The sequence below is a fragment of the Erwinia sp. 198 genome, from assembly GCF_003937915.1.
GTDB lineage: Bacteria > Pseudomonadota > Gammaproteobacteria > Enterobacterales > Enterobacteriaceae > Erwinia > Erwinia aeris.
This window is the reverse complement of the sequence record NZ_RHUM01000001.1, coordinates 375,346-401,616: the sequence shown is the minus strand read 5'-3', so window position 1 is coordinate 401,616 and position 26,271 is coordinate 375,346. Positions and strand designations below refer to the sequence as shown.

Below are 26,271 nucleotides of genomic sequence, written 5' to 3'. Positions count from 1 at the left end.
ATCACCTTCCACTTTTCTCCATTGTTAAATATTTCAATATGAATGATTCAAATTACTCATTATATTTACCTGTAAAAAAGCCCCTTTTCGGAACCTTGTTTACTCTTTCTTGGCTGCACCTTTTTTATCTCTGAGAGCGTTGCACCCTTGAATGTTTTCCAACGGTGCGTCCCAATAATTTTAATGCTGCCAGCCGCCGCCCAGCGCGGCGATCAGCTGCACGCTGGCGACCCACTGTGTGCTTTGCAGCGACAGCAGGCTCTGCTGCTGGCTCAGGCTGCTGTTTTCGGTGGTGGCAACGTCCAGATAGTCGATCATGCCCGCTTCATACTGGTTACGCGTGACGCGGGCCGACTCCTGCGCCGCCGAGGTGGCGTTTTGCTGCGCCACGATTTCGTTTTGCAGCGTATGCAGCTCCACCAGGTAGTTTTCCACTTCCTGGAAACCGGTCAGCACCGCCTGGCGATAGCTGGCCACATCGGCGTCATAGGCCGCTCTCGCCTGCGCCACTTTCGCCGAGGTGGCGCCAAAGTCCAGCAGCGTGCCGCTGAGCGACGGCCCGAGCGACCAGACGCGATTCGGCAGCGACAGCAAATTATGCAGCGCCGAACTGGTAAAGCCGCCGGTGGCGCTCAGCGTAAGGTCGGGATAGTAGCCTGCGATCGCCACGCCAACGGCGGCATTGGCCGCCGCCATAGTGCGTTCTGCATAAGCGATATCCGGGCGGCGCTCAAGCAGCGTCGAGGGCACGGCCTGCGGGATGGCGGGCAGCGTGGCGGTCATCGCTTTCGTTACCGGCAGGCTGAATTCCGCCGGCGTTTTACCGATCAGGATAGCGATAGCGTGTTCGGTTTGCGCCCGTTGCCAGCTGAGGTCGAGCGCCGAAGCCCGCGAGGTTTCCAGCTGCATCTGCGCCTGCGCGAGCGTGGCGCGAGACTCGCTGCCGGCCCGATATTTATTCTCAATAATAGTCAGGTAGCGCTGACAGGCCTCAACGCTTTGCTGATACAGCGCGATCTGCTGGTCCATGATGCGCAGCCGGAAATAATCCTGCGCCAGCTCGGACTGGGCGCTGAGAGTGATATTCGCCAGCTCTGCCTCGCTGGCCTGCGCGCTGGCTTTATTCTCTTCCAGCGTGCGCCGCAGCCTGCCCCAGATATCCACTTCCCAGCTGGCGCTGGCCTGTAGCGAATGGCTGTCGCTGGCGGTGCGCTGGCCCGTGCCCGTGGAAGCGCTGCCGCTGCGCGTTGAGGAACCGCTATAGGCCGCACTGGGCAGAAGGTCAGAGCGCGCTTCACTGACCAGCGCCCTGGCCTGGCGATACTGCGCTTCATACTGCGCCACGTTCTGGTTTGAAACGGCAACCTGGCGCAGCAGGCCGCTCAGCGTATCGTCGTGACAGGCCGACCACCAGTCGCCTTTGCTTTGTGCATCCTGCGGCGCGGCCTCGCGCCAGCCCTGCGCTTCTTTATACTGCACCGGCACGCTCACCGCCGGACGATGGTAATCGGGGCCGACGGCGCAGCCGCTCAGCAGCAGCGCCAGAAAAACAGGCGCGAGCCTGGAACTTGTCCTTTGCCCGGACAGAAACGGTATTTTTTTCATTGTCATTATTTAAGCTCTGAGGCGCGCCCACTGACGTTTAGTGGCACGGCTGGCACGATCGAGATAGAGGTAAACCACCGGCGTGGTAAACAGTGTTAACAGCTGGCTCAGCGCCAGGCCGCCAGCGATAGCCAGGCCCAGCGGACTGCGCAGATCGGCATCGCCGCCGCTGCCCAACGCCAGCGGCAGCGCGCCGAAAAAGGCCGCCAGCGTGGTCATCATAATGGGGCGGAAGCGCATCAGGCAGGCCTGCACAATCGCCTGCTGCGGCGTCATGCCCTGCTTGCGTTCCGCCGCCAGCGCGAAGTCGATCATCATAATGGCGTTCTTTTTTACGATGCCGATCAGCAGCAGAATGCCGATCAGTGCGATCACCGTCAGCTGCGTGCCGGTCAGCAGCAGCAGCAGCAGCGCGCCGACGCCTGCGGACGGCAGCGTGGAAAGGATGGTCAGCGGATGAATATAGCTTTCATAAAGCATTCCCAGCACGATATAGACGGCCGCCAGCGCGGCAAGGATCAGCCACGGCATGGACGCGGTGAGATCGCCAAAGGCTTTCGCCGTGCCCTGGAAACCGGCCTGAATATCGCCCGGCAGCGCAATTTTCGCCATCGCGGCTTTAATCAGTGCCGAAGCCTGCTCCAGCGAAACGCCGTCCGCCAGATTAAAGGCAATCGTGCTGGTGGCGGACTGGCCCTGATGCGCCACCGACAGCGGCGCGTTGGCGCCGCTGAAACGGGCGAAAGCCGAAAGCGGCACCTGGTCGCCGGCGTCGTTAATCACATACAGCTTGTTAAGCGTTTCCGGATCGCGCGTCCACGTATCCTGCAATGACATCACCACATGATACTGATTCAGCGTCCTGTACAGCGTGGCGACCTGGCGCTGCGCAAAGGAATTATTCAGCAGCGTATCGACCATCTCAACGTTGACCCCCAGCCGTTTGGCGCGGTCGCGGTCGATCGTGACCATTACCTCCTGGCCGCCGGTTTGTGAGTCGGAATCGACGCTGGTCAGCTGCGGGATCGCCTCCAGCGCGGCCTTGACCTTCGGCGTCCAGACGCGCAGCGTCTCCAGATCGTCAGCCTGAAGGCTGTACTGATAGCTGGCATTGGCGCTGCGGCCGCCGATATGAATATCCTGCGCCGCCATCAGAAACAGCTCCACGCCCGGCACGTTGCGCGTTTTACCGCTCAGCCGGTTAGCGACTTCCGTCGCCGTCGCGTCACGCTGGTCGAAGTCTTTCAGATGCACGAAAAAGTTGGCGGTGTTACGCGAACCAAACGCGCCGCTGCCCATTGACGACATCACGCCGTCCACCGCCGGATCCTGCTGGATCAGTCTGGCGAACGCCTCCATTTTCGGCTTCATCGCCTGGAAAGAGACGTTTTGATCGGCACGCAGCATCCCCATCAGCAGGCCGGTATCCTGATTGGGGAAAAAGCCTTTCTGCACCACCGAATAGAGGAACAGATTGAGGATCACCGTCAGCATCAAGCTAAACAGCGTCAGCCGCTGATGGCGCATCACCCGGTTCAGCCCACGGGCGTAGGCGGCCAGCAGACGATTAAGGCCGTTTTCGATCCACTGATAAAGCGGATGCGGCCGCGCGGTGACGTTGGGTTTACGCTTCAGCAGCCGCGAACAGAGCATCGGCGTGAGGCTGAGCGACACCAGCATAGAGATAATCAGCGAAACGGTCAGCGTCACCGCAAACTCGCGGAACAGGCGGCCAACGATGCTGCCCATCAGCAGGATCGGGATAAACACCGCCACCAGCGACAGCGTCATCGACAGCACGGTAAAGCTCACCTCGTTCGCGCCTTTCAGCGCTGCGCGCACCGGGCTTAATCCCTCTTCGATATAGCGCGTGATGTTTTCCAGCACCACGATAGCGTCGTCCACCACAAAGCCGGTGGCGATGATCAGCGCCATCAGCGACAGGTTATCCAGGCTGTAGCCGAGCAAATACATCACCGCGCAGGTGCCCACCAGCGAAACGGGCAGCGCCAGCGCGGGAATGGCCACCGCCTGCAAATTGCGTAAGAAAATAAAGACCACGCCAATTACCAGCGCGATGGCGATCAGCAACGTTTCTTCGGTGTCATAAAGGGACGCGCGCACGTTAGGAGAGCGGTCAACCACGATTTTCAGCGAGACGTCGGCCGGCAGGTTTTCCTCCAGCGCCGGCAGCTGCGCTTTGATGGCATCAATGGTTTGCAGCATATTGGCGCCCGCCTGGCGCGTGACGCCGATCATCACCGACGGCGAACCGTTGAAGTAGCCGACGTTGTACTGGTCCTCTACCGAATCGTAAACGGTGGCGATGTCGCTGAGGCGGATAGCACGGCCGTTCTGGTAGCTGACCACTAAATCGCGGTACTGCTTTGCGCCGTCCAGCTGGCTGTTACCGTCAATCACCCAGCTCTGGTTAGCACCCTGCAACATCCCTTTCGGCAGATTGCTGGTGCTGTTGGCGATGGCGGCGCGCACCGTATCCAGCGAGATCCCGGCATGGGTCAGCATTTGCGGCTGTAAATCTATCCTGACCGCCGGCAGCGCGCTGCCCATCAGCGAGACGTCGCCGACGCCCTGCACCTGCGCGATTTTCTGGTCGATTTTGCTCTCGGCGATATCGTACAGCTCGCCTTTGGAACGCGTAGTGGACGTCAGCGCCAGCATCACAATCGGCGCGTCGGACGGGTTGGCTTTGCGATAGGTCGGCAGCGACGGCATGCTGCTTGGCAACAGGCTGCGCGAGGCGTTGATCGCCGCCTGCACATCCCGCGCCGCGCCGTTGATATCGCGGGTCAGCTCAAACTGCAAAATGATATTGCTGGAGCCCTGCGAGCTGCTGGAGGTCATCTCGGTAATGCCCGCGATTTGCCCCAGCGCGCGCTCCAGCGGCGTGGCGACCGTGGCCGCCATCGTCTCCGGGCTGGCGCCCGGCAGGCTGGCGGAAACCATAATGGTCGGGAAATCGACCTGTGGCAGCGGCGCGACGGGCAGCAAACGATAGCCCAGCGCGCCCAGCAGCAGTAGCGCCAGCGTTAACAGCAGCGTAGTAACGGGCCGGAAGATAAAAAAGCGCGTAATCATTTAGCCGCCCGCATTCTGCGGCGTGCCCGCCCGGCCAGGCGATCGAACCACAGATAGATCACCGGCGTGGAGAACAGCGTCAGCACCTGGCTGAAGATCAGACCGCCGACAATCACCAGCCCCAGCGGCTGACGCAGTTCCGCGCCCGAGCCGGAAGCCAGCATCAGCGGCAGCGCGCCAAGCAGTGCCGCCATGGTGGTCATCAGGATCGGCCGGAAGCGCAGCAGACAGGCCTGGTGGATCGCTTCCCGCGGGCTGAGGTGCTGTTTTTTCTCCGCATCCAGCGCAAAGTCGATCATCATAATCGCGTTCTTTTTCACAATGCCGATCAGCAATATCACCCCAATCAGCGCAATCAGGCTGAATTCCGTGCCCGCCAGCAGCAGCGTCAGCAGCGCGCCGACCGCCGCCGACGGCAGCGTGGAGAGAATGGTCACCGGATGAATAAAGCTTTCATAAAGGATGCCCAGCACCACGTACATGGTCAGCAGCGCGGCCAGGATCAGCCACAGGGTGTTGCCGGTGGCGTTCTGGAAAGCTTCGGTTTCGCCCTGATAGCGCAGCGTCATGCTCGACGGCACTCTCAGGCTTTGCTGCGTCTCCGCTATCGCCTTTTGCGCCTCTTCCAGCGAGTAGCCGTCGTTGAGATTGAACGAGACGGTCACCGCCGGGAACTGGTTCAGCCGCATATGCACCAGCGAGCCGATGCGCTGATGAATGGTGGCGACAGAGGTCAGCCGCACCATGCCGCCGCTGCTGGTTGAAGAAGCGCTGTCAGACGAGCTACTGTCGGTATCGCCTGAGGCACCGCTGCTCGTGGAGGTGGTCGAGGACGAAGCGGCAGCCGCCAGCCAGATGTCGTTAAACGAGGCCGGAGACTGCTGATACTGCGGCGCGACCTCCAGCACCACCCGGTACTGATTCGACTGGGTAAAAATGGTGGAGACCAGCCGCTGGCCGAAAGCGTTATACAGCGCGGTATCCACGTCGGCGGCGGTAATGCCGTAACGCGCCGCCGCATCGCGGTTCAGTTCGACCCAGGCGACCTGCCCCTGATCCTGCAAATCGCTGACCACCGAGCTGAACTCCGGCCGTTTTTCCAGCGCGGCCACCAGCTTCGGCGTCCAGGCGACCAGGTTTTCGCCCTCGGCGTCGTCCAGCGAGAACTGATAGCGATCCGGCGTGACCCGATCGTTGACCGTCAGATCCTGGGCGGCCTGCATATAAAGCTGAATGCCCGGCACGCTGCGGGTCGCCTGCTGCAGTTCGGCAATCACCTGGTCAGCCCGCTCGTCGCGCTGGTCAAACGACTTCAGATTAATTTGCAGCCGCCCGCTGTTCAGGCTGGTATTGTTGCCGTCGATGCCGATAGTGGAAGAAAGACTTTCCACCGCCGGGTTCTTCAGCACGATAGCCGCCAGCTGCTGCTGCCGCTTCGCCATTTCACCAAAAGAAACGTCCTGAGAAGCCACGGTCACGCCCTGGATCAGCCCGGTATCCTGCGCCGGGAAAAAACCTTTGGGAATAACCAGATAGAGCAGCGCGGTCAGCGCCAGCGTCGCCAGCGCCACCAGCAGCGTCAGGCGCTGGTGGTTGAGTACTCTCGTCAACAGGCGATCGTAACCGGCCACCAGCTTATCGAAGAACTGACCGCCCTTGCGGTAAAAGCGGCTCTGCTTCTCTTGCGGGATATGGCGCAGCAGATAAGCACAAAGCATCGGCGTAAGCGTCAACGAAACCAGCATGGAAACCAGGATCGACACCGCCAGCGTAATGGCGAACTCACGAAACAGCCGTCCGACCACGTCGCCCATAAACAGCAGCGGGATCAGCACCGCAATCAGCGAAAAGGTCAGCGAGATAATAGTGAAGCCAATCTGCGCCGAGCCTTTCAGCGCCGCCTCCCTCGGCGTTTCGCCCTGCTCCAGCCGCCTTGAGATATTTTCCACCACCACGATAGCGTCATCAATAACGAAACCGGTGGCGATGGTCAGCGCCATCAGCGACAGGTTATTCAGGCTGAAGCCCGCCAGATACATCACGCCAAAGGTGCCGACCAGCGACAGCGGCACCGCCACGCTCGGGATCAGCGTCGCCGCCACGTTGCGCAGAAACAGAAAGGTCACCATCACCACCAGCGCGATCGACAGCATCAGCTCAAACTGCACATCGCTGATGGAGGCGCGAATGGTCTGGGTACGGTCGGAGAGGATCTGCACTTTTACCCCGTCCGGCAGGGCGGCCTGAAGCGTCGGCAGCTGCTTTTTAATGTTGTCCACCACCGTAATCACGTTGGCGCCGGGCTGGCGCTGAACGCTAATCACAATAGCCGGGCTGTGGTTGGCCCAGGCCGACTGATAGCTGTTTTCCGCCGCCTCTTCGATATGGGCGATATCCTTTAGCCGCAGCGCCGCGCCGTTTTGATATGTGAGGATCAGATTGCCGTATTCCTCTGCGGTGCGCAGCTGGTCGTTGGCGTCGATGGTTATCGAGTGATATTTGCCGTCGAAGCCGCCTTTCGAGCCGTTGACGTTGCTGTTGCTAATCAGGGTGTTGACGTCTTCCAGCGTCAGCCCGTGCGCCGCCAGCGCTTTGGGATCCATCTGTACGCGGATAGCGGGCTGATGGCCACCCGCCAGCGTCACCATACCGACGCCGGAGATTTGCGACAGCTTCAGCGCGACGCGGGTGTTGACCAGGTCCTGGACTTTAATCAGCGGCAGCGTATCCGAGCTGGCGGCCAGCGTGATCACCGCCGTATCCGCCGGATTCACCTTTTTATAGGTTGGCGGATTAGGCAAGTCGGAGGGCAGCAGACTATTGGCGGCGTTGATCGCCGCCTGCACTTCCTGCTCCGCCACGTCCAGCGACAGATCCAGCGAGAACTTCAGCGTGATCACCGACGAGCCGCCCGAGCTGCTGGAGGCCATCTGGCTCAGGCCCGCCATCTGCCCCAGCTGCCTTTCCAGCGGCGCAGTAACGCCCGATGCCATCACGTCCGGACTCGCGCCCGGATAGAGCGTGGTGACCTGAATGGTCGGATAATCCACCTGCGGCAACGCGGAGGTCGAAAGAAACTTATAGGCGAAAACGCCGGAGATCAGCACGCCGATCATCAGCAGGATAGTAGCGACCGGACGCGCGATAAAAATGCGGGACGGATTCATTGCGCTTTCGCTTTGTCGCTGGCGGCCGGAGTTTCATCAGCCGTAACCACAGAGACTTTGCTGCCGTTGCTTAGCCGATCGATGCCTACGGTAACGACCTGCTCGCCCGCCTTCACGCCTTCGGTAATCGCCTGCTGCGTGTCGCCCAGCGTCGGCCCGGTTTTCACCGCGCGGCGCGTAACCGTTTTATCGCTGCCGATAACGTAGACGAAGCTGCCGTCGCTGCTGAGCTGCAACGCCTGCGCCGGGATCACGGTCGCCTGCTTCAGGGTGCCGGTTTGCAGCCGCAAATTCACAAACTGGTTGGGATAGAGCGCCTCATCCTGATTGTCGAACAGCGCTTTCAGCTCGACCGTGCCGGTAGCGGTGTCGATCTGGTTGCTGATAAACCGCACGCTGCCGGAAGCCAGCGCCTTATCGCCATCCTGATCGAACGCGGTCGCCGGCAGCGTCTGCCCGTTGTGCAGCGCCTTAATCAGCGTGGGAATGTTGCTTTGCGGAACGCTGAAGGTCACGGCGGCGGGCTGCATCTGGGTAATGGTCACCAGGCCGGTGGTGTCGCTGCTCTGCACCATATTGCCTTCGTCAACCAGGCGCAGGCCAACGCGCCCGGAAACCGGCGCGGTGATGCGCGCGAATTCAATATTCAGCGTTGCCGAGGCGATTTGCGCCTGGTCGGCTTTTACCGCCCCGCGATACTGCCCCACCGTGGCGGCCTGCGTATCCAAATCCTGGCGGGCTAAAGAGTCCTGCGCATAGAGCTTGCGGTAGCGCGCCAGCGTCAGCTCCGCGCTTTGCAGCAGCGCCTGGTTCTGGCTGAGATCGCCCTGGTACTGCGCCAGCGTGGCCTCATAGCTGCGTGGATCGATCTGCGCCAACAGCTGGCCGGCTTCGACCTGCTGGCCTTCCGTAAAGTAAACCTTCATCAGCTGCCCATCCACGCGGCTGGTAACGGTAACGGTAGCATTAGGGATCACCGTGCCGAGCGCGGTCAGGTAAACCGGCACGTCGGCAGTGGTGACCAGGCCGGCATGAACCGCTACCGGGCCGGCCATCATCATGCCGGGGCCGCCCGGCCTGCCCGCGCCGCTGCCGTGCGGCCAGAAACGCCACGCCAGCACGAGAGCCAGAATAATAAGAGCGGCAAGGATAAGTTTGCGACGGAAGGGGTTTGCTGTTGTAGAGGTCATGAGGCTCAGTCGGATCAAATAAAACAAAGAAGCGGCGGCATCTCGTCGTCGCCAGAGAAAAGCAGGTCATCTGACCCGGCGGTATTATGATTGAGCCGGCTGATTAAATTCCATGCTCGTAACGTAAGGTTTCCGTTAAGGGTGGTTTACAAGCTGCAGCTTTGAGAAATAGCCTGCGGTCAATGTGGCCTTTCTCAGGCCGAAACAAGGATCCCGGGGCGAAAAAAAAGCTGGCAGCAAGGCCAGCTTTTATCCGTGTCGCGCCGCGATTAAAAGGCGATATCCACGCCGCCGCGGAATACCGACTCGTCCCCTTTCTCCGCCACGTGCTTGTCCACCCGCAGGAACAGGCGCGCATCTTTCGCTTTGCCTACGTCCAGCCGCATCCCGTACCACTGAGAATCCCTGTCCAGCGTCATGCCCGGAATGGAGAAGCTGTCGCCTTCAGAACCTGTGCCTGTCCAGCGGGCGTTCACATCCAGCGACGGATTGGTAAAGGCGTGCTGAAGCTCGCCGTAGACGGAAAGCAGCGACCACCATTGATCGACCTCAAGCAGAGGTGCGCTCAGGTTAAGGCCGGTGAGGCCAACGGTGCGGCTGTAACGGGCGCTGTCGCCTTGCAGCCCCAGCGCGCCGCCCTCATCTTTAAAGCCGCCGGTGTAGAGCTGGCTTAGCTTCATGCCGACATAAGGTTGCAGCGTCAGCCTGTCGTCCAGCGACCAGCGGTAGCCAGTTTTAACCAGCGCCTGCCAGCTGTCGTTGCGCGTTTCTGATGAAGATGAACGCACGCCGTTCAGCAGCAGCACGCGATCGAGATCGGTCTCGCCATGCTGATAGCTCAGGTTGCCCTGCCAGAACCATTCCGGCGTGACGGCATACTGTCCATAGAGCATAACGCCCTGCAAACTGTTGGTGCTGTTGCCGCCGCTGCCTTCGTAGCTGGCCCGGATTTCGCTATCGGTGACGGCCGCGCCCACCCGCAGTCCCGGTACGTCGAAACTACTGTCGACGCCAATCGCCGTAGTGTTGGTGCGGTAGTGGCTGCCCAGATAACCATCCTGTTGCAAATCGCCGTGCAGCGTGCCCGTCTCCGCCCACATGCCATAAGGCTTTTGCCGCGCCGGATCGAGGCGGTTATTCAGCAGCTGATTCTGGTAATCCAGGCTGTTGAAGAGGATAGCGTTGCCGCTGGCGTGCGCCTGGCCGGAAAGCGAGTCCAGCACCGCCTCAGCCGCCGCGCCGCTGCCGATGCGCTGGAAAGCCGCCGCATCCTGCAGCAGTTCGGTTTGCTGTGCGGAAAGGCCCGACTGCGTCGCCAGCCTGTCGGCTGTCTGTAACGCCCGCTCAACGTTGGCGGCGCTTTGCAGCGTTGCCTTGCTGGTGACGCCTGCCGCCTGCGCGCCCTGAACGGTATTTACACGCTGAAAGTGGCCGATCACGCTGTTGGCGCTGTAAGCCACGGCGCCTTTCAGGAAAACGCCGGTATCCACGCTGGCGAACCGCCCGCTGATGCCCTGCCCGCTTTCCAGCAGCGATTCGTTGGTCTGCACAATATAGGTATCGGAAGGCAAGGTAACCTGAAGCGCGCCGTTGAGCGTCGCCGGGCCTGCAACCGTCAGCGGCTGAGAGAGCGTTATCCGCAGCGTGCCGTCGGCGCCTTGCTGATAGCTGCCGACCACGTGCAGCCCGCCAGCGGCGGTGGTTACCACCGTGCCCTGGTTGCTCAGATTGCCGCCGATCCTGCCCGATCCCGCCAGCAGCCCGCTGCCCGTTACGCGTACGTCGCTGGCGACGCTGCCGTCGATATACAGGCTATTGCTTTCCACCCGCGTTGCGCCGGTGTAGGTGTTATTGCCGCTCAGCGTCAGGCTGCCGCCCGCGTTGCTGGCGCCGCTGACAATCAGGCCGCCGCTGCCGCTGATATCGTTAGCGAACACGTAGCTGCCGTAGGTCAGCGCGGCGGTAAAGTCGTCGCCATAAAACATGCCCGGGCCTCGTAACGCCTTATCGACATTCACATTTCCCCAACCGAACGTGTTGTTATAAGGTCGCCCGTTAGCGCTATCCTGGCTGACGCCCGCCACGGCATCGCTGTGGTAGTCCGCCGTCGTCAGCAAAGTTTGCTGAAGATTATAGCCGGTCATCCAGGGAAACTGCGCCGACACGCGGGATGCCGCGCCGGCCACGCGAGGCGCGGCGAAGGAAGTACCGTATTTACGGCCCAGCGTGCCGTTGTCCTGCAGGTAATCCGCATAGCCGGGCGCGGCCAGACACCAGGCGGCGACATCGCCGCAGGCGTCAAACACAAACAGCTCCGGCGGACGGCTGCCCTGCGCCACGGTATAGCCAGGCACGTAGCCGGTCACGGCGATCAGTCCTTTTTGCAGGCTGGGGTCGTTGTAGATTAAAGGGATCTGCGCGTTCGGCGAAGGCGTGGAGGTGCCGTTGTTGCCGGTCACCACTACGCCCAATGCGTCAGCGCTGACGATGCTGCTCAGGCTGTCACGCAGCAGATCGTAACGCCCGCTGGCTCTGGCGCTTTGCTGCTGTGCAGTTGTAGCCAGTCGCTCGCTGGAAGCATAAGACATGTTAATTATTTTTACGCCGTTATTGAGCAGCCCGCTGATAGCCTTTTGCGTATCCTGGTAATAAAAAAGGTTATTACTGGAAGCCTGCGCTATCCATAAATCGCTGTCCGGCGCCACGCCGCCGGCAAACGCCCCGCTGGCCAGGCCAGCCGCCGTCAGCGCCACCAGCGTGCCGTGCCCTGCCTGACCATTATTATCGTTCAGGGTCTGGCTGCCGCCGGACAGATATGAGGCGAAGTGGACGTTATCGTAGTTGATGTCAGAACGACCGGCCGCCAGGCCCGAATCGACAATACCGACTTTAACCTTGCCATAGGTAACAACTGGCGAAACCGGCGTTGGCTCACGGGTCGGCGTCGAATCAGTAACAGGCGTCGTCTCGGCTACGGGTTCGGTTGCTGGCGTTGGCGTTGGCGTTGGCGTTGGCGCTGGCGCTGGCGCTGGCGTTGGCGCTGGCGCTGGCGTTGGCGTTGGCGCTGGCGCTGGATTGTTTACGGGTGACGGCGCCATGTTTAGCGTTTCACCACCGCCACCACCACCGCCGCCACCACCACATCCGGCAAGTAATAACGTACTGATTAAAACGGCCAGCACCGATAGCTGAGAAGGTGCCAGGAAGTCAGGAGTCGATCTGATAATGTGCACGAATGTCCTCTTGGATCGTATGAAAGTAGAGCCATCCATGCTTTGATATGAACAGTTTAGGTCTTATCTGGAGATATAACTGATATTGATATTTTAGTAGATAACGAAACTTCCAATAGTCAGAATAGCTGATGTTTAACAGGGGTATTTGTGCGTTAAAGCCGGAGCGGATGACGAGACGTTAAGATGAAAAAAAGCCCACGCGCTGGCGTGGGCTTCTTGTTGACGGCGGCCTCAGGTATCGGACCGTATCAGGTGCCGCTGTGCGTGGAGTAGAGCGCGTCCGGCGCCACGTTCATATGCTTGAGCACGGGGCCGATAATATTGCCGAAGACCGGCGCGGCGACCGAGCCGCCAAAGTGATCCCCTGCTGTCGGGTGGTTGATCATAATCACCAGCGCCACCTGTGGATTACTGGCAGGCGCCACCCCCGCAGTATAGTTAATATAGCCGCCGTCATATTTGCCGCTCGCGCCCATTTTTTCGGCCGTTCCCGTTTTAATCGCCAGTCGATAGCCCGGCACCGCCGCGCGCACGCCGCTGCCGCCGGGCAACGCGTCGCTTTCCATCATATGGACCACCGAGCGCACGATGTCTTCGTCTGCTACCCGCGTGCCGATCACGGGCGGCGTCACTTTGGTAATCGAAAGCGGGCGATAAACGCCGAAAGATCCCAGCGTGGCGTATTCACGTGCTATTTGCAGCGGCGTGACGCGCAGACCATAGCCAAAGGAGAAAGTGGCCCGTTCGATATCGGCCCAGCGTTCACGGTGCAGCGGGAAGTAGCCCACGCTTTCGCCGGTCAGCCCCAGGCCGGTAGGTTTTCCCAGGCCAAAAGAGTGGAAGGTGTTGACCAGCACTTCAGCGGGCATCGCCAGTGCGATGTGCGATACGCCGATATCGCTCGATTTTTGCAGGATGCCGGTCATGGTCAGTCGCGGCCAGTGGCCCACGTCACGGATCAGATGGCCATTAACGCGATAAGGCGTGGTATCCAGCACGGAATCCGGGCGTACCAGCCTGCGCGCCAGCCCTTCCATCACCACCAGTGGTTTTACCGTCGAGCCGGGTTCATAGCTGTCGTTAATGGCCGCATTACGCATCTGGTTAGGCGAAACATCGCTGAAATTATTGGGGTTATAGGAAGGATAAGACGCCATCCCCAGAATCTCGCCGGTATCGACTTTAACCAACACCGCCGCGCCAGAATCGGCTTTGTTCAGCAATACGCCGTCGCGCAGCCTGGTGTACAGGGTGTACTGATCGAATTTATCAATGCTGAGCTGTACCGTTGGCGGCTGGCGAGGCGGCTCATAGTTAATCATGGCGATAATATTGCCGTGGGCATCCTGACGATATTTCTCTACGCCTGCGGTGCCCTGCAACACCTTATCAAAACCTTTTTCCAGCCCGTTCAGGCCGCTATTATCCGCGCCAACAATGCCGAGCAGCGGCGCAGTCGCCTCGCTCATCGGATAGAATCGGCTGTCGTCATAGACGGTGGAAATACCAGACAGATGCAGTTTGGCGATATCTTTAGCGATGCCCAGCTCGATTTTATGGCCCAGATAAAGAAAACGGCGGTTGGGATTGGCTTTGATCTGCCGGGCGATCTCTTCAGGGCGCTGATCCAAAGCGTTAGCCAGATATTCCCATTTCGCGCTGGTAAAATCGGGATTGGCTTCCAGCACGCGCTGCGGATCGGCAATGATATCGCGCGATGGCACGCTCAGCGCCAGCGCTTCGCCGTTACGATCCAGCAGCGTACCACGATTGGTCGGAATAGTGACCGTGCGCAGCGAGCGCTCGTCCGCCTGTTTTTCCAGCATCGGATGATTAATCAGCTGCAAATCCCCTACCCAGAGCAACAGCAGCAGCATGGAAACGAACACGCCAAGACAAATCAGGCGAAAGCGAACGGGATGAAACGGCTCCTGGTCTTTAGCCAGTGATTTCTTTAAGCGGGGCATGGCTCTTCTGTCGGCGAATAGCGGATAACTGACCGGGAGTTATACAAAAAATGCAGGGGTGATAACAGGAAAACTGTGTTTCAGATCGTGATTATTGCCGTGTGGTTTAGCAAAAACGCCGGGTAAAAAAAACCTGCGCATCTGCGCAGGTCGGTGAAACAAAGTTATTTTGATGTTCACCCATCAATACCTCTGGGACATAAACTGTAGCAACCGGGCCAGTCTGCTCGCCAGCCCGCATTCGCAACAGTTACCCGCAAAATGTAACCAGCCATGTGATTTCTATATGTTTTTGCAACTTTAGCCAGCGGGTGCCGAAAAATACCTCCCGCCCTGGCGGGATGGCAGACTGCTGACAAAGCTATGTTCAGCCCTCAGCCGCTACCAGTCTGGCGAACAGCTACGGAGCCCGGACTGGCCGTGAATACGGCTATCCCGACTCGTTTCGCGCGCCCATGCGCGATATTGGCACTATTAAGCGCGGTTCCTGATTTATTCCTGGCGTTGCGCTCTGGTCGCCCTGCAGATTTCCACCAGGCAGCTCATGGCGTTTGGCCCCTGCGTCAGCGACGAGGTGCCGATATCCAGCGTCAGCACGTTGGGGTTGCCCGCCTGGTCATACGGCAGCCAGGCTTTGCCAAAGCCCGGATCGAACCAGGCGCCGGTGGCGATCAGCACCACGCTGCGGCTGACGCCGTCCGTAAGCCTGACGCCAGCCAGCATCCGCCCGCGATCGTTGCTGACCTCAACGGTGTCGCCATCGGCAATCCCGCGCGTTTCGGCATCTTCCGGATGCATCCACAGCGTTTCCCTCCCGGCCGTTTTGTTAGCCTGCACCGTCGGCGTCGCATCCATCTGGCTGTGAAGACGATCGCCAGGCTGCATGGAGATCATATGCAACGGGAAGCGCTGGCAGATTTCCGCACCCAGCCACTCCTGCGGCGGCTGCCATTCCGGGTGCGGCGCAAAATCTGCCAGGCCAAAGCCCGCAATGGTTTCGCTGAACAGCTCAATTTTGCCGCTGGGGGTCTGGATCGGATCCTGCTGCGGATCCCGGCGAAAATCCTCCATAAAAATAAACGGCTTGTCGCCTTCTGGCACTTCTACGTAGCCCCGTTCCCAGAAAGTCTGGAAATCCGGCCAGTCGACGCCCCGGCGCTGGTGTGCCACCGCACACTGCTGGTAAAGGTGCTCAATCCACTGCGCTTCGTTCCGGTTTTCGGTAAAGGCGTCGCGATAGCCCAGGCGCTCCGCCAGATCGGCAAAAATATCAAAGTCGTTACGCGCCTGATGCTGCGGTTCGATCGCCTGATGCATAGCCAGCACAAAGCGGTCGCGGGACGAGCCGCCGATATCGTTGCGCTCCAGCGAGGTGGTCACCGGCAGCACGATATCCGCCATCTGCGCCGCGGGCGTCCAGACGATATCCTGCACGATAACCGTTTCCGGCTTCTGCCAGCCCTCGACCAGCCGGTTAAGCTGCTGATGATGATGAAACGGATTGCCGCCCGCCCAGTGGATCAGCTGAATATCGGGATAAGTATGGGTTTGGCCCTGGAAAGCGTATGGCTCGCCCGGATGCAGCAGCATATCGCTGATGCGCGCCACCGGGATCGCCTGGTCGGCAATGGGGTTGACGCCGGTTGACATCATCGGCGCCGGCCCGTCAACGCGCGGGTTGCCTACGCTGTTCATTGAGCCGTGTCCAAAAGAGAACCCGGCGCCCGGCAGGCCCGGCTGGCCCAGCATCGACGAGAGCGCGATCATCATCCAGTAAGGCTGTTCGCCGCGATGGGCGCGCTGCACGGAATAAGAACTGGTAATAAAACTGCGTTTGCCGATCAGCTGTCTGGCCAACAGCTCAATGCGCGCGGCCGGAATACCGGTGATCTCGCTGGCCCAGCGCGGGGTTTTCGCCACCCCGTCGCTGTCGCCCAGCAGATAGCCGCGCAGCTGCGGATAGCCTACGCAGTGCGAAGCCAGAAAATCGCCATCCGCCGCGCCCAGCCGCTCCACTTCGTACCCCAGCGCCAGCATCAGCGCCACGTCGGTATTGGGTCGGATCGGGATCCACTCGGCGTTAACAAATTCCGGGCAGTCATCCCGCATCGGACTGATGTTGATCGCCGGCGTGCCTTTGGCCGCCAGTTCAAGCAGTGCCGGTTTCAGGCTGTGCTGCCCTGCACCGCCGGAGGCAACCTGGCCATTTTTCAACGCCAGTCCGCCAAAGGCGACAAAAATTTCGCAATGTTCCACCACGCTCGGCCAGTCGGTAACGCGACCGGTCAACGGCATATAGGTGCCGATGATATAGGGCAGGAAAAACTGCGCGGCACCCCAGCTGTAGTTGCCCAGCTGATCGACACCGCCGCCGCCGGTAAAGTAGAAGCGACGGATCAGGGTGCGGGCATGGTTAACACGTCCCGCTGAAGACCAGCCGTAAGAACCGTTAAAAATACCGGCGGCGCCGTAGCGATCGCGCACCCGACGGTTTTCTTCCGCCACTAAATCCAGCGCTGTTTCCCAGTCCACCGCCACGAAATCTTCCCGCCCCCGCAGCGTGCGGTCGCTTTTCTCGCGCGATTTAAGCCAGGAGCGGCGCACCATCGGCTGACGAATGCGCCGGTCGGAATAGACCAGCTCGGGAATAGTGTTAAGCATTGGCGACGGATCGCGATCGGCGAAAAAGGGTTCGCAGCGCTGCAGTTTGCCGTTTTCGACAACGGCGGTAAAGGCGCCCCAGTGGGCAAGATGCGGCACTTTTTTTAGAGTCATGGCAGGCAGTCCGGCTGGTGATCGTGTCAGGCTACAGGCTACCATTTTTCCGGCGCGTTTCAGCACACTTCTGTGCGTCCGACGTGCGATCGTAAAAGCCCGCGGTTCCGTTGCCTGTTGCGCCAGAAGCTCGTTAATGAAGCCGTGCTTTCCAAAGTGCCCGGGCTGGCGTACTTGCGCGCGGGAAGCGGCAAAGCGTGAAGGAAAAGACGCTGCGGTAAAAGGATCTGCGGATAACAGCTGGCCTTTTTCGTCGGCTTTGCGACATTCGCAGCATTCTGTCTGCTTGAAGTAGCTGGCAATTTCCGCAACACTGGGGCCATGTAAACGTTTACCCTGGAAGGCTTTGTCACTATGGCTACCATTAAGGATGTCGCCAGGCTGGCGGGTGTGTCCGTCGCTACGGTCTCTCGCGTAATTAATAATTCGCCTAAAGCCAGCGACGCTTCTCGTCAGGCCGTTAACAGCGCAATGGAAGAGTTGCAGTATCATCCCAACGCCAACGCGCGCGCGCTGGCGCAGCAGTCAACGGAAACCATGGGGCTGGTCGTCGGCGACGTTTCCGATCCCTTTTTCGGCGCGCTGGTCAAGGCGGTCGAGCAGGTTGCCTACGGCACCGGCAACTTTTTGCTGATTGGCAACGGTTATCACAATGAGCAAAAAGAGCGCCAGGCGATTGAACAGCTGATCCGGCACCGCTGCGGCGCGCTGGTGGTGCATACCAAAAAAATCCCGGACGCCGACCTGATCCCTCTGATGAAGCAGATCCCCGGCATGGTATTGATTAACCGTGCGCTGCCGGGTTTTGAAAAGCGCTGCATTGCGCTGGACGATCGCTACGGCTCGTGGCTGGCAACGCGCCATCTGATCCAGCAGGGCCATCAGAACATCGCTTTTATCTGCTCAAACCACCCTATTTCCGATGCGGACGAGCGGCTACAGGGCTATTACGACGCGCTGAAGGAGCACAATCTGCCGGGCAGCGATCGGCTGGTCGCGTTTGGCGAACCGGATGAGATCGGCGGCGAACAGGCGATGACGGAGCTGCTGGGACGCGGCAAGGCCTTTAGCGCCGTAGCCTGCTATAACGACTCAATGGCGGCGGGCGCGCTGGCGGTACTCAGCGATAACGGCGTGCGGGTGCCGGAAGAGATGTCGCTGATTGGTTTTGATGACGTGCTGGTATCGCGCTATGTCCGCCCGAGGCTGACCACGGTGCGCTACCCCATCGTCACCATGGCGCAGCAGGCAGCGGAGCTGGCGTTAGCGCTGGCTAATAACCAGCCGCTGCCTGAGGTGACCAATCTGTTCAGCCCGACGCTGGTGCGCCGCCATTCGGTCGGCTCGCCAGACTGATGCTTACGCCTCCAGCGCCAGCAGCTCCTGAACGGTCTGCGCGCGGCGGATCTGGCGCGGCTGGCCGTTTTCAAACAGCACTTCCGGCAGCAGCGGCCGGCTGTTGTAGTTAGAGGACATCGACGCGCCGTAAGCGCCGGTATCATGGAATACCAGATAGTCGCCCGGCCTGACGTGCGGCAGCGCGCGGGTTTCGACTTTGCCGCCTTCCTGCTGGGTGAAAACGTCGCCGGATTCGCACAGCGGCCCCGCCACCACGGTGTCAATCGTCCGGCTCTCCTGCAGATCGCGTCCGTCTCCGGCAATGGCGGAGATATGATGATAGCTGCCATACATCGCCGGACGCATCAGATCGTTAAAACCGGCGTCCACCAGCACGAAGTGGCGGCTGCCCATCTGTTTAACGGCGCGCACTTCAGATACCAGCACGCCAGATTCCGCCACCAGAAAGCGTCCCGGTTCAATTTCCAGCTTCACCGCATGGCCTAAATGCTGCGCCACTCGCTGGCGCGCCGCATCCCACAGCCCAAAGTAGTGAGCGGTATCGATCGCTTCTTCACCAAAACGGTAAGGAATGGAAAGCCCGCCGCCGGCTGAGATTGCCTCCACATCCTGTCCGAAGTCGATAACCAGCCTGACCATCGCGTCGCAAACCTGCTCCAGATGACCATAATCCACGCCCGACCCAATATGCATATGGATGCCGACCAGCTGCAGCCGGTGCTGCCGGATAGCGGCCAGCGCCAGCTCAAGATCGCCGTGCCAGATCCCGTGCTTGCTGTTTTCGCCGCCGGTGTTGGTTTTCTGGCTGTGGCCGTGACCAAACCCCGGATTAACGCGCAGCCAAACCTTATGGCCCGGCGACACTTCGCCCAGCTGATGCAGCATATCAACCGAACCGGCATTCACCGGGATCGCAAGCTCTGCCAGGCGGGCAAGCGTAGGCGCATCCAGCAGATCGGCCGTAAAGACGATCTCTTCGCCGCCGGGCTGAAAGCCTGCCGCCAGCGCGCGTTCCACTTCTCCCAGCGACACCGAATCGACGCGAACGCCCGCTGCACGCATCAGCTTAAGGATATGAACGTTAGAGCAGGCTTTTTGCGCAAAGCGCACCACGTCAAACTGTTGCAGCTGCGCGATACGGTCAGCAATGACGTCGGCATCATAGGCCCAGACGGGGCCGCCATACTGGCGCGCCAACTGGAGCAAATTGTCATGGTTCAGAGCAGTTTCGGTAGTATTAAGCGGGCGTGGCATCGGGCTTTCTCCTGTCATTAATAGCGTTATTACGCCATAGCAACAGCGCGATGAAAAATATCTGTTTTAGCGAAGTCTATTCATTCATGATATGAACGATTCTTTTTGCGAGGGTAGTTATGGCTGGCATCACGCTACGACATATCGAAATTTTTCATGCGGTTGTTACCACCGGCAACCTGACCGAAGCGGCGGCTATGCTGCATACCTCGCAGCCCACGGTCAGCCGCGAGCTGGCCAGGCTGGAAAAGCTGACCGGCCTGAAGCTGTTCGATCGCATCCGGGGCCGCCTGCACCCTACCGTACAGGGACTGAAGCTGTTTGAAGAAGTGCAGCGATCCTGGTACGGTCTGGACAGGATTATCAACGCGGCCGAAAGCCTGCGCCAGTTTCGCCAGGGCGAGCTGTCTGTCGCCTGCCTGCCGGTGTTTTCCCAGTCGCTGCTTCCCCTGCTCTGCCAGCCCTTTTTGCAGCGCTACCCCGACGTCAGTTTGAATATTATTCCGCAGGAGTCGCCGCTGCTGGAAGAGTGGCTGTCGGCACAGCGTTACGATTTAGGCCTAACGGAAACCGGCCAGACGCCGGTCGGCACGCAGCGCAGCGTGATCTTCACCGGTAATGAGGTTTGCGTGCTGCCGCAGGACGACGCGCTGGCGGAAAAAAGCTGCCTGACGCCGCAGGATTTTGCCGGAAGGAATTTTATCAGCCTGTCGCAAACGGACAGCTATCGTCAGTTACTGGATCAGCTATTCAGCGAGCAGGGCGTCCAGCGCAGAATGGTGATGGAGACGCACAGCGCGGCCTCGGTTTGTGCGATGGTGAGAGCAGGTGTGGGCGTCTCGATAGTCAATCCGCTTACGGCGCTGGACTATGCGGGCAGCGGCGTAGCGATCCGCCGCTTCAGTATTGCGGTGCCTTTTACCGTCAGCCTGATCCGGCCACAGCACCGTCCCGGCTCGGCGCTGGTTGACGCCTTCAGTCTGCATCTGCGCGAGCATAGCAGCCTGTTCAACCAGCGCCTCGCGACATTACTGGCTTAAGCGCGCGCCGCCTGCTGCTGGCCGCGTGCGCGGCGGAAGGTCAGCAGACAAATCAGCAGGCCCATAACGGCCAGTACGGCGGCCGCGACCGGCACGGAAGTCAGCCCATAACCGCGATCAATCACCGCACCGCCCGCCCATGCGCCAAACGCGTTGCCGACGTTAAACGCAGAGATATTCAGCGTGGACACAAGGTTCGGCGCCTCTTTGCCGTGGCGAACCACGTTGATTTGCAGTCCCGGTACGGTAGAGAACGTTGCCATCGCCCATAAAAACAGGTTGATTTCCGCCAGCCACAGCGCATGGCTGGTCCAACTGAAGGCAAGCGAAAACAGCGCGATCAGCGAGAAGCTGAGGATCAGGCTAAAAGAAACCTTCCAGTCGGCCAGCCTGCCGCCCAGAATATTGCCGACCGTCAGGCCGCCGCCAATTAAAAACAGCGTCCAGCTGACGCCTTTGTTGCTGATACCGGTGATCTGCAGCAGCAGCGGCGCAATATAGCTGAACAGCGCGAACATGGCGGCGGCGAAAAACACCGTCATCAGCAGCGACAGCCACAGCTTGCCGTTAGCCAGCGCGCTAACCTCGCTGGCCAGATGTACCGGTTTTTCGTCGCGGTTGGTAGGCAGGCTGACAATCAGCGCAATAAAAGCCAGTACGCCAATCACCGCCACGCCCCAGAAGGTAGCGCGCCAGCCAAACAGCTGGCCAAACCAGGTGCCCAGCGGCACGCCCAGCACGTTAGCCAGCGTTAAGCCGGTAAACATCAGCGCTACGGCGGACGCCTGCTTGTCGGGCGCGACCAGGCTGGCGGCTACCACGGCGCCGATGCCGAAAAAAGCGCCGTGACAAAGCGCGGTGATCACCCGTGCCATCATCAACAGGTTGTAGCTGTAAGCCAGCGCGCAAAGCACGTTGCCGACAATAAAGATCGACATCAGTAAAATCAGCGTCTTTTTACGCGGCAGCTTAGCCGTGAGCAGCGCCATAATCGGTGCGCCGATCGCCACGCCCAGCGCATAGCCGCTGATTAACCAGCCCGCCGAAGGGATCGTTACGCCGAGATCGCCTGCCACTTCCGGCAGCAGGCCCATAATAACGAATTCCGTGGTGCCGATAGCAAAAGCGCTCAGCGCCAGCGCCAGTAAAGAAACGGGCATCTCATCTTCTCCAGAAAAAATTATCTTTCCGCCGACAGCGGTCGACAGACAAAAAAGGGCGGGGGAAAGTATTACAGAATGTGAATTTTGATCTACATCACACCAAAGATTAAAGCACAGCTCATCAGGGACTTATACCCCTTCTCAGGCAACAATTTTTTGCCTGGAAGGCAACAATCGCCGCCGACTCACCTTCAGATCCACCGATTTTAGCCTTTACGCATCGTTTTTGGGCTTCGCGGTTTGTCTATACTTGAGCAAAATACGCCGCTACTTTAGTAAATAATGGCCGTATTTTGCGCGCATTGAGACGGCACTCATTACGGAAAATTATCAATTATCTGATAATCATTTGATGCGGAGTGCGGTTAAATAGGTAAAGTTTTCCGAGTGTTGGCCGATACCTCGATGATGGATGCAACGGGCGTTTATTGAGCTGTGCTTGATCGATTCATTACCGAGGAGTAAAGATGCGACTGGCTATTTGCCTGCTGACGCTGAGTATCACCGGGTGCTCAGTAGGAAAATATGAGTACAGCAGCGAAGCAGAGAAGCGTGTGGATATGACCGTTACCGGCATTCCGACCATTCTGGGCGTGGGCACGCTGGGCACCACTATTCCGCTAAACGCCGATTACAGCCTGACGGCAGCGCACGTGGCGAAATATTCGCTTTATCGCGTTAAGTCGCGCCATCCTGAATGCGACCTGGCGGTGGTTTACCATAAAAACGGCAACGTGCCCGCGCCGCGCTTCCGTAACGGCTTTATGGGCGACAAAATCAATCTGTATGGCTACAGCTTTATCTCCGCCATGCCGGTGGCCTCGACCGGCACCAACCTGGTGAATACCGGTCTGAAAAACGACTGGAACAAGCTGAGCTGCGTCGTGGTGGCCTCCGACGCGGGCGTGGTGCAGGGCATGTCCGGCGGCGCGGTCTATAACGCTTCCGATGACTCCGTGGCGGGCGTTATCGTCGGCTATTCCAATCGCATTAACGATATTAAAACCGGCAAGACGCTGTATAAAAACGTCTCGCTGTATGTGCCTTACGCCCGCTTTAAAGACTGGCTGGACGAGGCGATAAAATCATAACGGCTCAGCGGTTTGCTCGCTGACAGCCAGGGGCTCATCGCTGTGTCGATCTGAAGGGCGACGGGGGTCAAAGCGCGGCACCAGATGCGCGGCCGGTTTCAGTAACAGACCGGTTTGACGGCGGCAAATATTACGTACTCCGTCCGGGCACAGGTATTAGCCCAGCCGGGAGCAAAATCCGCCACTTTGATGACGCCTTCCTGCAACCGTCCAGGGCATCGCCTTCCGGCCTGAAATCAGCGATAAAAAAGGGGCGACAAGTCGCCCCTTAATCCCACAGCCTTCGCTTATTTTCCTGACGGGCGCAGCGCCGGGAACAGGATCACGTCGCGGATAGTGTGGCTGTTGGTAAACAGCATCACCATACGGTCGATACCGATACCCAGACCCGCTGTTGGCGGCAGGCCGTGCTCCAGCGCCGTTACGTAGTCTTCGTCGTAGAACATCGCTTCGTCGTCGCCTGCATCCTTGGCGTTCACCTGCTGCAGGAAGCGTTCAGCCTGATCCTGCGCGTCGTTCAGCTCGGAGAAGCCGTTACCGATTTCACGGCCGCCGATAAAGAACTCGAAGCGGTCGGTGATTTCCGGGTTAACGTCGTTGCGGCGAGCCAGCGGCGACACTTCGGCCGGATATTCGGTGATAAAGGTCGGCTGGATCAGATGGCTTTCCGCCGTCTCTTCGAAGATTTCGGTTACCACGCGGCCCAGGCCCCAGCTCTTCTCAATCTTGATGCCCAGAGACTGCGCGATAGCGCAGGCTTTGTCGAAATCATCCAGGTCGGCCAGATCGGTTTCCGGACGGTATTTCTGAATGGCTTCTTTCATCGTCAGTTTGTCGAACGGCTTGCCGAAGTCGAATTCCTGATCGCCGTAAGGCACTACCGTGGTGCCCAGCACGTCCTGCGCCAGCGTACGGAACAGGCTTTCGGTCAGTTCGATCAGGTCCTTGTAGTCCGCATAGGCCATATAGAGTTCCATCATGGTGAACTCTGGGTTATGACGCGGCGAAATCCCTTCGTTACGGAAGTTACGGTTGATCTCGAAGACGCGATCGAAGCCGCCGACCACCAGACGCTTCAGGTAAAGCTCGGGCGCGATGCGCAGATACATGTCGATATCCAGCGCGTTATGATGGGTGATAAACGGACGGGCAGAAGCGCCGCCGGGGATCACCTGCATCATTGGCGTTTCCACTTCCATAAAGTCGCGGCCGACCATAAAGCTGCGGATGCCCGCCATGATCTGCGAACGAATTTTAAAGGTTTTGCGCGAGTCGTCGTTAGAGATCAGATCCAGATAGCGCTGGCGATAGCGGGTTTCCTGATCGGCCAGGCCGTGGAACTTATCCGGCAGCGGGCGCAGCGCTTTGGTCAGCAGACGCAGTTCGCTACAGTGGATAGAAAGCTCGCCGGTTTTGGTCTTAAACAACCTGCCGCGAGCGCCGACGATATCGCCGAGATCCCACTTTTTAAACTGTTCGTTGTAAATGCCTTCCGCCAGATCGTCGCGAGAAACATACAGCTGGATGCGACCGCCTACGTCCTGCAGCGTGACGAAGGATGCCTTGCCCATAATACGGCGCGTCATCATGCGTCCCGCCACGCTGACTTCTGTGCCCAGCGCTTCCAGCTCTTCATTCTCTTTCGCGTCATATTCTGCGTGCAGCTTATCGGAAAGGCTGTCGCGACGGAAATCATTGGGAAATGCCACGCCGTTCTCACGCAGCGCGCTCAGCTTTTCGCGACGCGCTTTCAGTTCATTATTCAGCTCAAGTGCGGCGTCGGCGCCCTGCGGTTGTTGTTCTGACATGTCAGTTCCTTATAGCCCTGCTTTTAAACTTGCTTCAATAAATCGGTCCAGATCGCCGTCCAGCACCGCCTGAGTATTACGGGTCTCCACGCCGGTGCGCAGATCCTTGATGCGTGAATCGTCCAGCACGTAGGAGCGGATCTGGCTGCCCCAGCCGATATCGGATTTGTTATCTTCCAGCGACTGTTTCTCAGCATTTTTCTTCTGCATTTCCAGCTCGTACAGCTTCGCCTTCATCTGCTTCATCGCCTGGTCTTTGTTCTTATGCTGAGAACGGTCGTTCTGGCACTGGGTCACCGTGCCGGTTGGAATATGGGTAATACGCACCGCCGATTCCGTACGGTTAACGTGCTGACCACCGGCGCCGGAGGCGCGGTAAACGTCAATACGCAGGTCGGCCGGGTTAATCTCGATATCGATATCGTCGTCCACTTCCGGGTAGACAAACGCGGAACTGAAAGAGGTATGGCGGCGGCCGCCGGAGTCGAACGGGCTTTTACGCACCAGGCGATGCACGCCGGTTTCGGTACGCAGCCAGCCGAAAGCATAATCGCCGCTGATGCGCAGCGTGGCGGATTTAGTGCCGGCTACTTCACCTTCGGACTCTTCGATCACTTCCGTTTTAAAGCCTTTCGCCTCGGCCCAGCGCAGGTACATACGCACCAGCATACTGGCCCAGTCCTGCGCTTCCGTCCCGCCTGAGCCGGCCTGAATGTCGATGTAGCAGTCCGCGCCGTCGTACTCGCCGGAGAACATGCGGCGGAATTCAAGATCGGCGAGCTTTTTATCCAGACCGTCCAGCTCGGCAACCGCTTCGTTGAAGGTTTCTTCGTCGTCCGCTTCCACCGCCAGCTCCAGCAGGCCGGCAACATCTTCCAGCCCCTGGCTCAGCTGATCCAGCGTTTCTACTACCGCTTCCAGCGCGGAACGCTCTTTGCCCAGCGCCTGCGCGCGTTCAGGCTCGTTCCAGACGTCCGGCTGTTCCAGCTCGGCGTTAACTTCTTCTAAGCGCTCTTTCTTGGCATCGTAGTCAAAGATACCCCCTGAGAACGCTGCTGCGCTCAGTGAGATCCTGAATTCGGTTCTTTACCGGATTAATTTCAAACATGATTTAGATCTTCAAAAGTCTGCAATGTAACTACGCAGTTTAAACGAATTTGCGGGGAGTTTGTAGCGTTAGCGCGGCAGCAGTTTACCGCAGCCAATCCCATAGTCGGAAGGCGCACCGGCGGCCACCAAATCGGCTGACGGATAGCGCCTCTTTATATCCTGTGGCGTCCGCCAGGCCGCTTTTCTGACTTCATCAACCCAGGCCTTAGGCGGCCTGATTGTGGGGGGCCAGAATTCCCGTAATGGCGCTACCGCGATAATCTTCATGTCCCCTCCCTGGGTAAACATTCGCCTTGACTATCCCAGTCCCATTTTGGGGCTGCAGGATAATGAAAAGCGTTTACTTGTTACGCTATCCCTCTGCCATGACAAATCACAACCTCTTCCTGACTGAGTAAGACTGGCCT

Annotated in this window: 15 protein-coding genes; 3 read left to right on the top strand and 12 right to left on the bottom strand. The window is 59.2% G+C overall.

The window, feature by feature from the left end; translation table 11 throughout:
- Positions 1-180 precede the first annotated feature (180 nt).
- From EGK14_RS01865 to EGK14_RS01835, 7 genes are all read right to left on the bottom strand, one after another.
- Complete coding sequence (locus tag EGK14_RS01865; RefSeq protein WP_125287370.1) at positions 181-1,605, bottom strand: efflux transporter outer membrane subunit; 1,425 nt, start codon at positions 1,603-1,605, stop codon at positions 181-183.
- Between the two features lie 9 nt (positions 1,606-1,614).
- Positions 1,615-4,704, bottom strand: a complete 3,090-nt coding sequence (locus EGK14_RS01860) for a multidrug efflux RND transporter permease subunit (RefSeq protein ID WP_125287369.1) — start codon at positions 4,702-4,704, stop codon at positions 1,615-1,617.
- Positions 4,701-7,871, bottom strand: coding sequence for an efflux RND transporter permease subunit (locus tag EGK14_RS01855; RefSeq protein WP_125287368.1), 3,171 nt, complete (start codon positions 7,869-7,871; stop codon positions 4,701-4,703). The genes EGK14_RS01860 and EGK14_RS01855 overlap by 4 nt, the downstream gene beginning before the upstream one ends.
- Entirely contained in the window at positions 7,868-9,061 is a 1,194-nt protein-coding gene (locus tag EGK14_RS01850) for an MdtA/MuxA family multidrug efflux RND transporter periplasmic adaptor subunit (protein ID WP_125287367.1), read from the bottom strand. Before EGK14_RS01850 ends, EGK14_RS01855 begins: the two co-directional genes overlap by 4 nt.
- Positions 9,062-9,330: 269 nt before the next feature.
- Entirely contained in the window at positions 9,331-12,294 is a 2,964-nt protein-coding gene (locus EGK14_RS01845; protein ID WP_233598421.1) for an autotransporter domain-containing protein, read from the bottom strand.
- Positions 12,295-12,545: 251 nt separating this feature from the next.
- Entirely contained in the window at positions 12,546-14,264 is a 1,719-nt protein-coding gene (locus EGK14_RS01840) for a penicillin-binding transpeptidase domain-containing protein (RefSeq protein ID WP_125287366.1), read from the bottom strand.
- Positions 14,265-14,756: 492 nt separating this feature from the next.
- The gene (locus EGK14_RS01835; RefSeq protein WP_125287365.1) at positions 14,757-17,039 is read right to left on the bottom strand and encodes a molybdopterin guanine dinucleotide-containing S/N-oxide reductase; all 2,283 of its coding nucleotides are present in this window, start codon (positions 17,037-17,039) and stop codon (positions 14,757-14,759) included.
- A 354-nt stretch (positions 17,040-17,393) separates the two neighbouring features.
- On the opposite strand from EGK14_RS01835, the gene galR reads away from it, so the two are divergent.
- A complete protein-coding gene (gene galR, locus EGK14_RS01830; protein ID WP_125287364.1) occupies positions 17,394-18,395 on the top strand; it encodes an HTH-type transcriptional regulator GalR in 1,002 nt (333 codons plus the stop codon).
- 3 nt (positions 18,396-18,398) lie between these two features.
- On the opposite strand, the gene lysA is transcribed toward galR, so the two are convergent.
- Entirely contained in the window at positions 18,399-19,652 is a 1,254-nt protein-coding gene (lysA, locus tag EGK14_RS01825) for a diaminopimelate decarboxylase (RefSeq protein ID WP_125287363.1), read from the bottom strand.
- 119 nt (positions 19,653-19,771) lie between these two features.
- Here lysA and EGK14_RS01820 point away from each other — a divergent pair, with 119 nt between their 5' ends.
- Entirely contained in the window at positions 19,772-20,692 is a 921-nt protein-coding gene (locus EGK14_RS01820) for a LysR family transcriptional regulator (protein WP_125287362.1), read from the top strand.
- Here the strand turns inward: EGK14_RS01820 and EGK14_RS01815 are convergent.
- A complete protein-coding gene (locus tag EGK14_RS01815) occupies positions 20,689-21,852 on the bottom strand; it encodes an MFS transporter (RefSeq protein WP_125287361.1) in 1,164 nt (387 codons plus the stop codon). The genes EGK14_RS01820 and EGK14_RS01815 overlap by 4 nt on opposite strands.
- Before the next feature lie 470 nt (positions 21,853-22,322).
- On the opposite strand from EGK14_RS01815, the gene EGK14_RS01810 reads away from it, so the two are divergent.
- Positions 22,323-22,946 (top strand): serine protease, encoded by a 624-nt coding sequence (locus EGK14_RS01810; RefSeq protein ID WP_125287360.1) that lies wholly within the window; start codon positions 22,323-22,325, stop codon positions 22,944-22,946.
- Positions 22,947-23,233: 287 nt separating this feature from the next.
- Here EGK14_RS01810 and lysS read toward each other — a convergent pair whose 3' ends face one another.
- The 3 genes from lysS to EGK14_RS01795 form a co-directional block, all read right to left on the bottom strand.
- Positions 23,234-24,754, bottom strand: coding sequence for a lysine--tRNA ligase (gene lysS, locus EGK14_RS01805; RefSeq protein WP_125287359.1), 1,521 nt, complete (start codon positions 24,752-24,754; stop codon positions 23,234-23,236).
- 9 nt (positions 24,755-24,763) lie between these two features.
- Positions 24,764-25,862 (bottom strand): peptide chain release factor 2 gene (gene prfB / locus EGK14_RS01800; RefSeq protein ID WP_125287358.1). Its coding sequence is split into 2 segments (ribosomal slippage): positions 24,764-25,786 and positions 25,788-25,862, totalling 1,098 coding nucleotides; the frame shifts between segments, so codons are not numbered across the junction.
- Positions 25,863-25,930: 68 nt separating this feature from the next.
- The gene (locus EGK14_RS01795) at positions 25,931-26,131 is read right to left on the bottom strand and encodes a type II toxin-antitoxin system HigB family toxin (protein ID WP_158616018.1); all 201 of its coding nucleotides are present in this window, start codon (positions 26,129-26,131) and stop codon (positions 25,931-25,933) included.
- Positions 26,132-26,271: the final 140 nt, after the last annotated feature.

Coding starts and splice junctions, on each gene's coding strand:
- EGK14_RS01795 (WP_158616018.1), bottom strand. CDS start 26,131: ATGAAGATTATCGCGGTAGCGCCATTACGGGAATTCTGGCCCCCCACA.
- EGK14_RS01840 (WP_125287366.1), bottom strand. CDS start 14,264: ATGCCCCGCTTAAAGAAATCACTGGCTAAAGACCAGGAGCCGTTTCAT.
- EGK14_RS01865 (WP_125287370.1), bottom strand. CDS start 1,605: ATGAAAAAAATACCGTTTCTGTCCGGGCAAAGGACAAGTTCCAGGCTC.
- galR (WP_125287364.1), top strand. CDS start 17,394: ATGGCTACCATTAAGGATGTCGCCAGGCTGGCGGGTGTGTCCGTCGCT.
- EGK14_RS01850 (WP_125287367.1), bottom strand. CDS start 9,061: ATGACCTCTACAACAGCAAACCCCTTCCGTCGCAAACTTATCCTTGCC.
- EGK14_RS01820 (WP_125287362.1), top strand. CDS start 19,772: ATGGCTGGCATCACGCTACGACATATCGAAATTTTTCATGCGGTTGTT.
- EGK14_RS01860 (WP_125287369.1), bottom strand. CDS start 4,704: ATGATTACGCGCTTTTTTATCTTCCGGCCCGTTACTACGCTGCTGTTA.
- EGK14_RS01815 (WP_125287361.1), bottom strand. CDS start 21,852: ATGCCCGTTTCTTTACTGGCGCTGGCGCTGAGCGCTTTTGCTATCGGC.
- lysA (WP_125287363.1), bottom strand. CDS start 19,652: ATGCCACGCCCGCTTAATACTACCGAAACTGCTCTGAACCATGACAAT.
- EGK14_RS01835 (WP_125287365.1), bottom strand. CDS start 17,039: ATGACTCTAAAAAAAGTGCCGCATCTTGCCCACTGGGGCGCCTTTACC.
- EGK14_RS01810 (WP_125287360.1), top strand. CDS start 22,323: ATGCGACTGGCTATTTGCCTGCTGACGCTGAGTATCACCGGGTGCTCA.
- EGK14_RS01855 (WP_125287368.1), bottom strand. CDS start 7,871: ATGAATCCGTCCCGCATTTTTATCGCGCGTCCGGTCGCTACTATCCTG.
- lysS (WP_125287359.1), bottom strand. CDS start 24,754: ATGTCAGAACAACAACCGCAGGGCGCCGACGCCGCACTTGAGCTGAAT.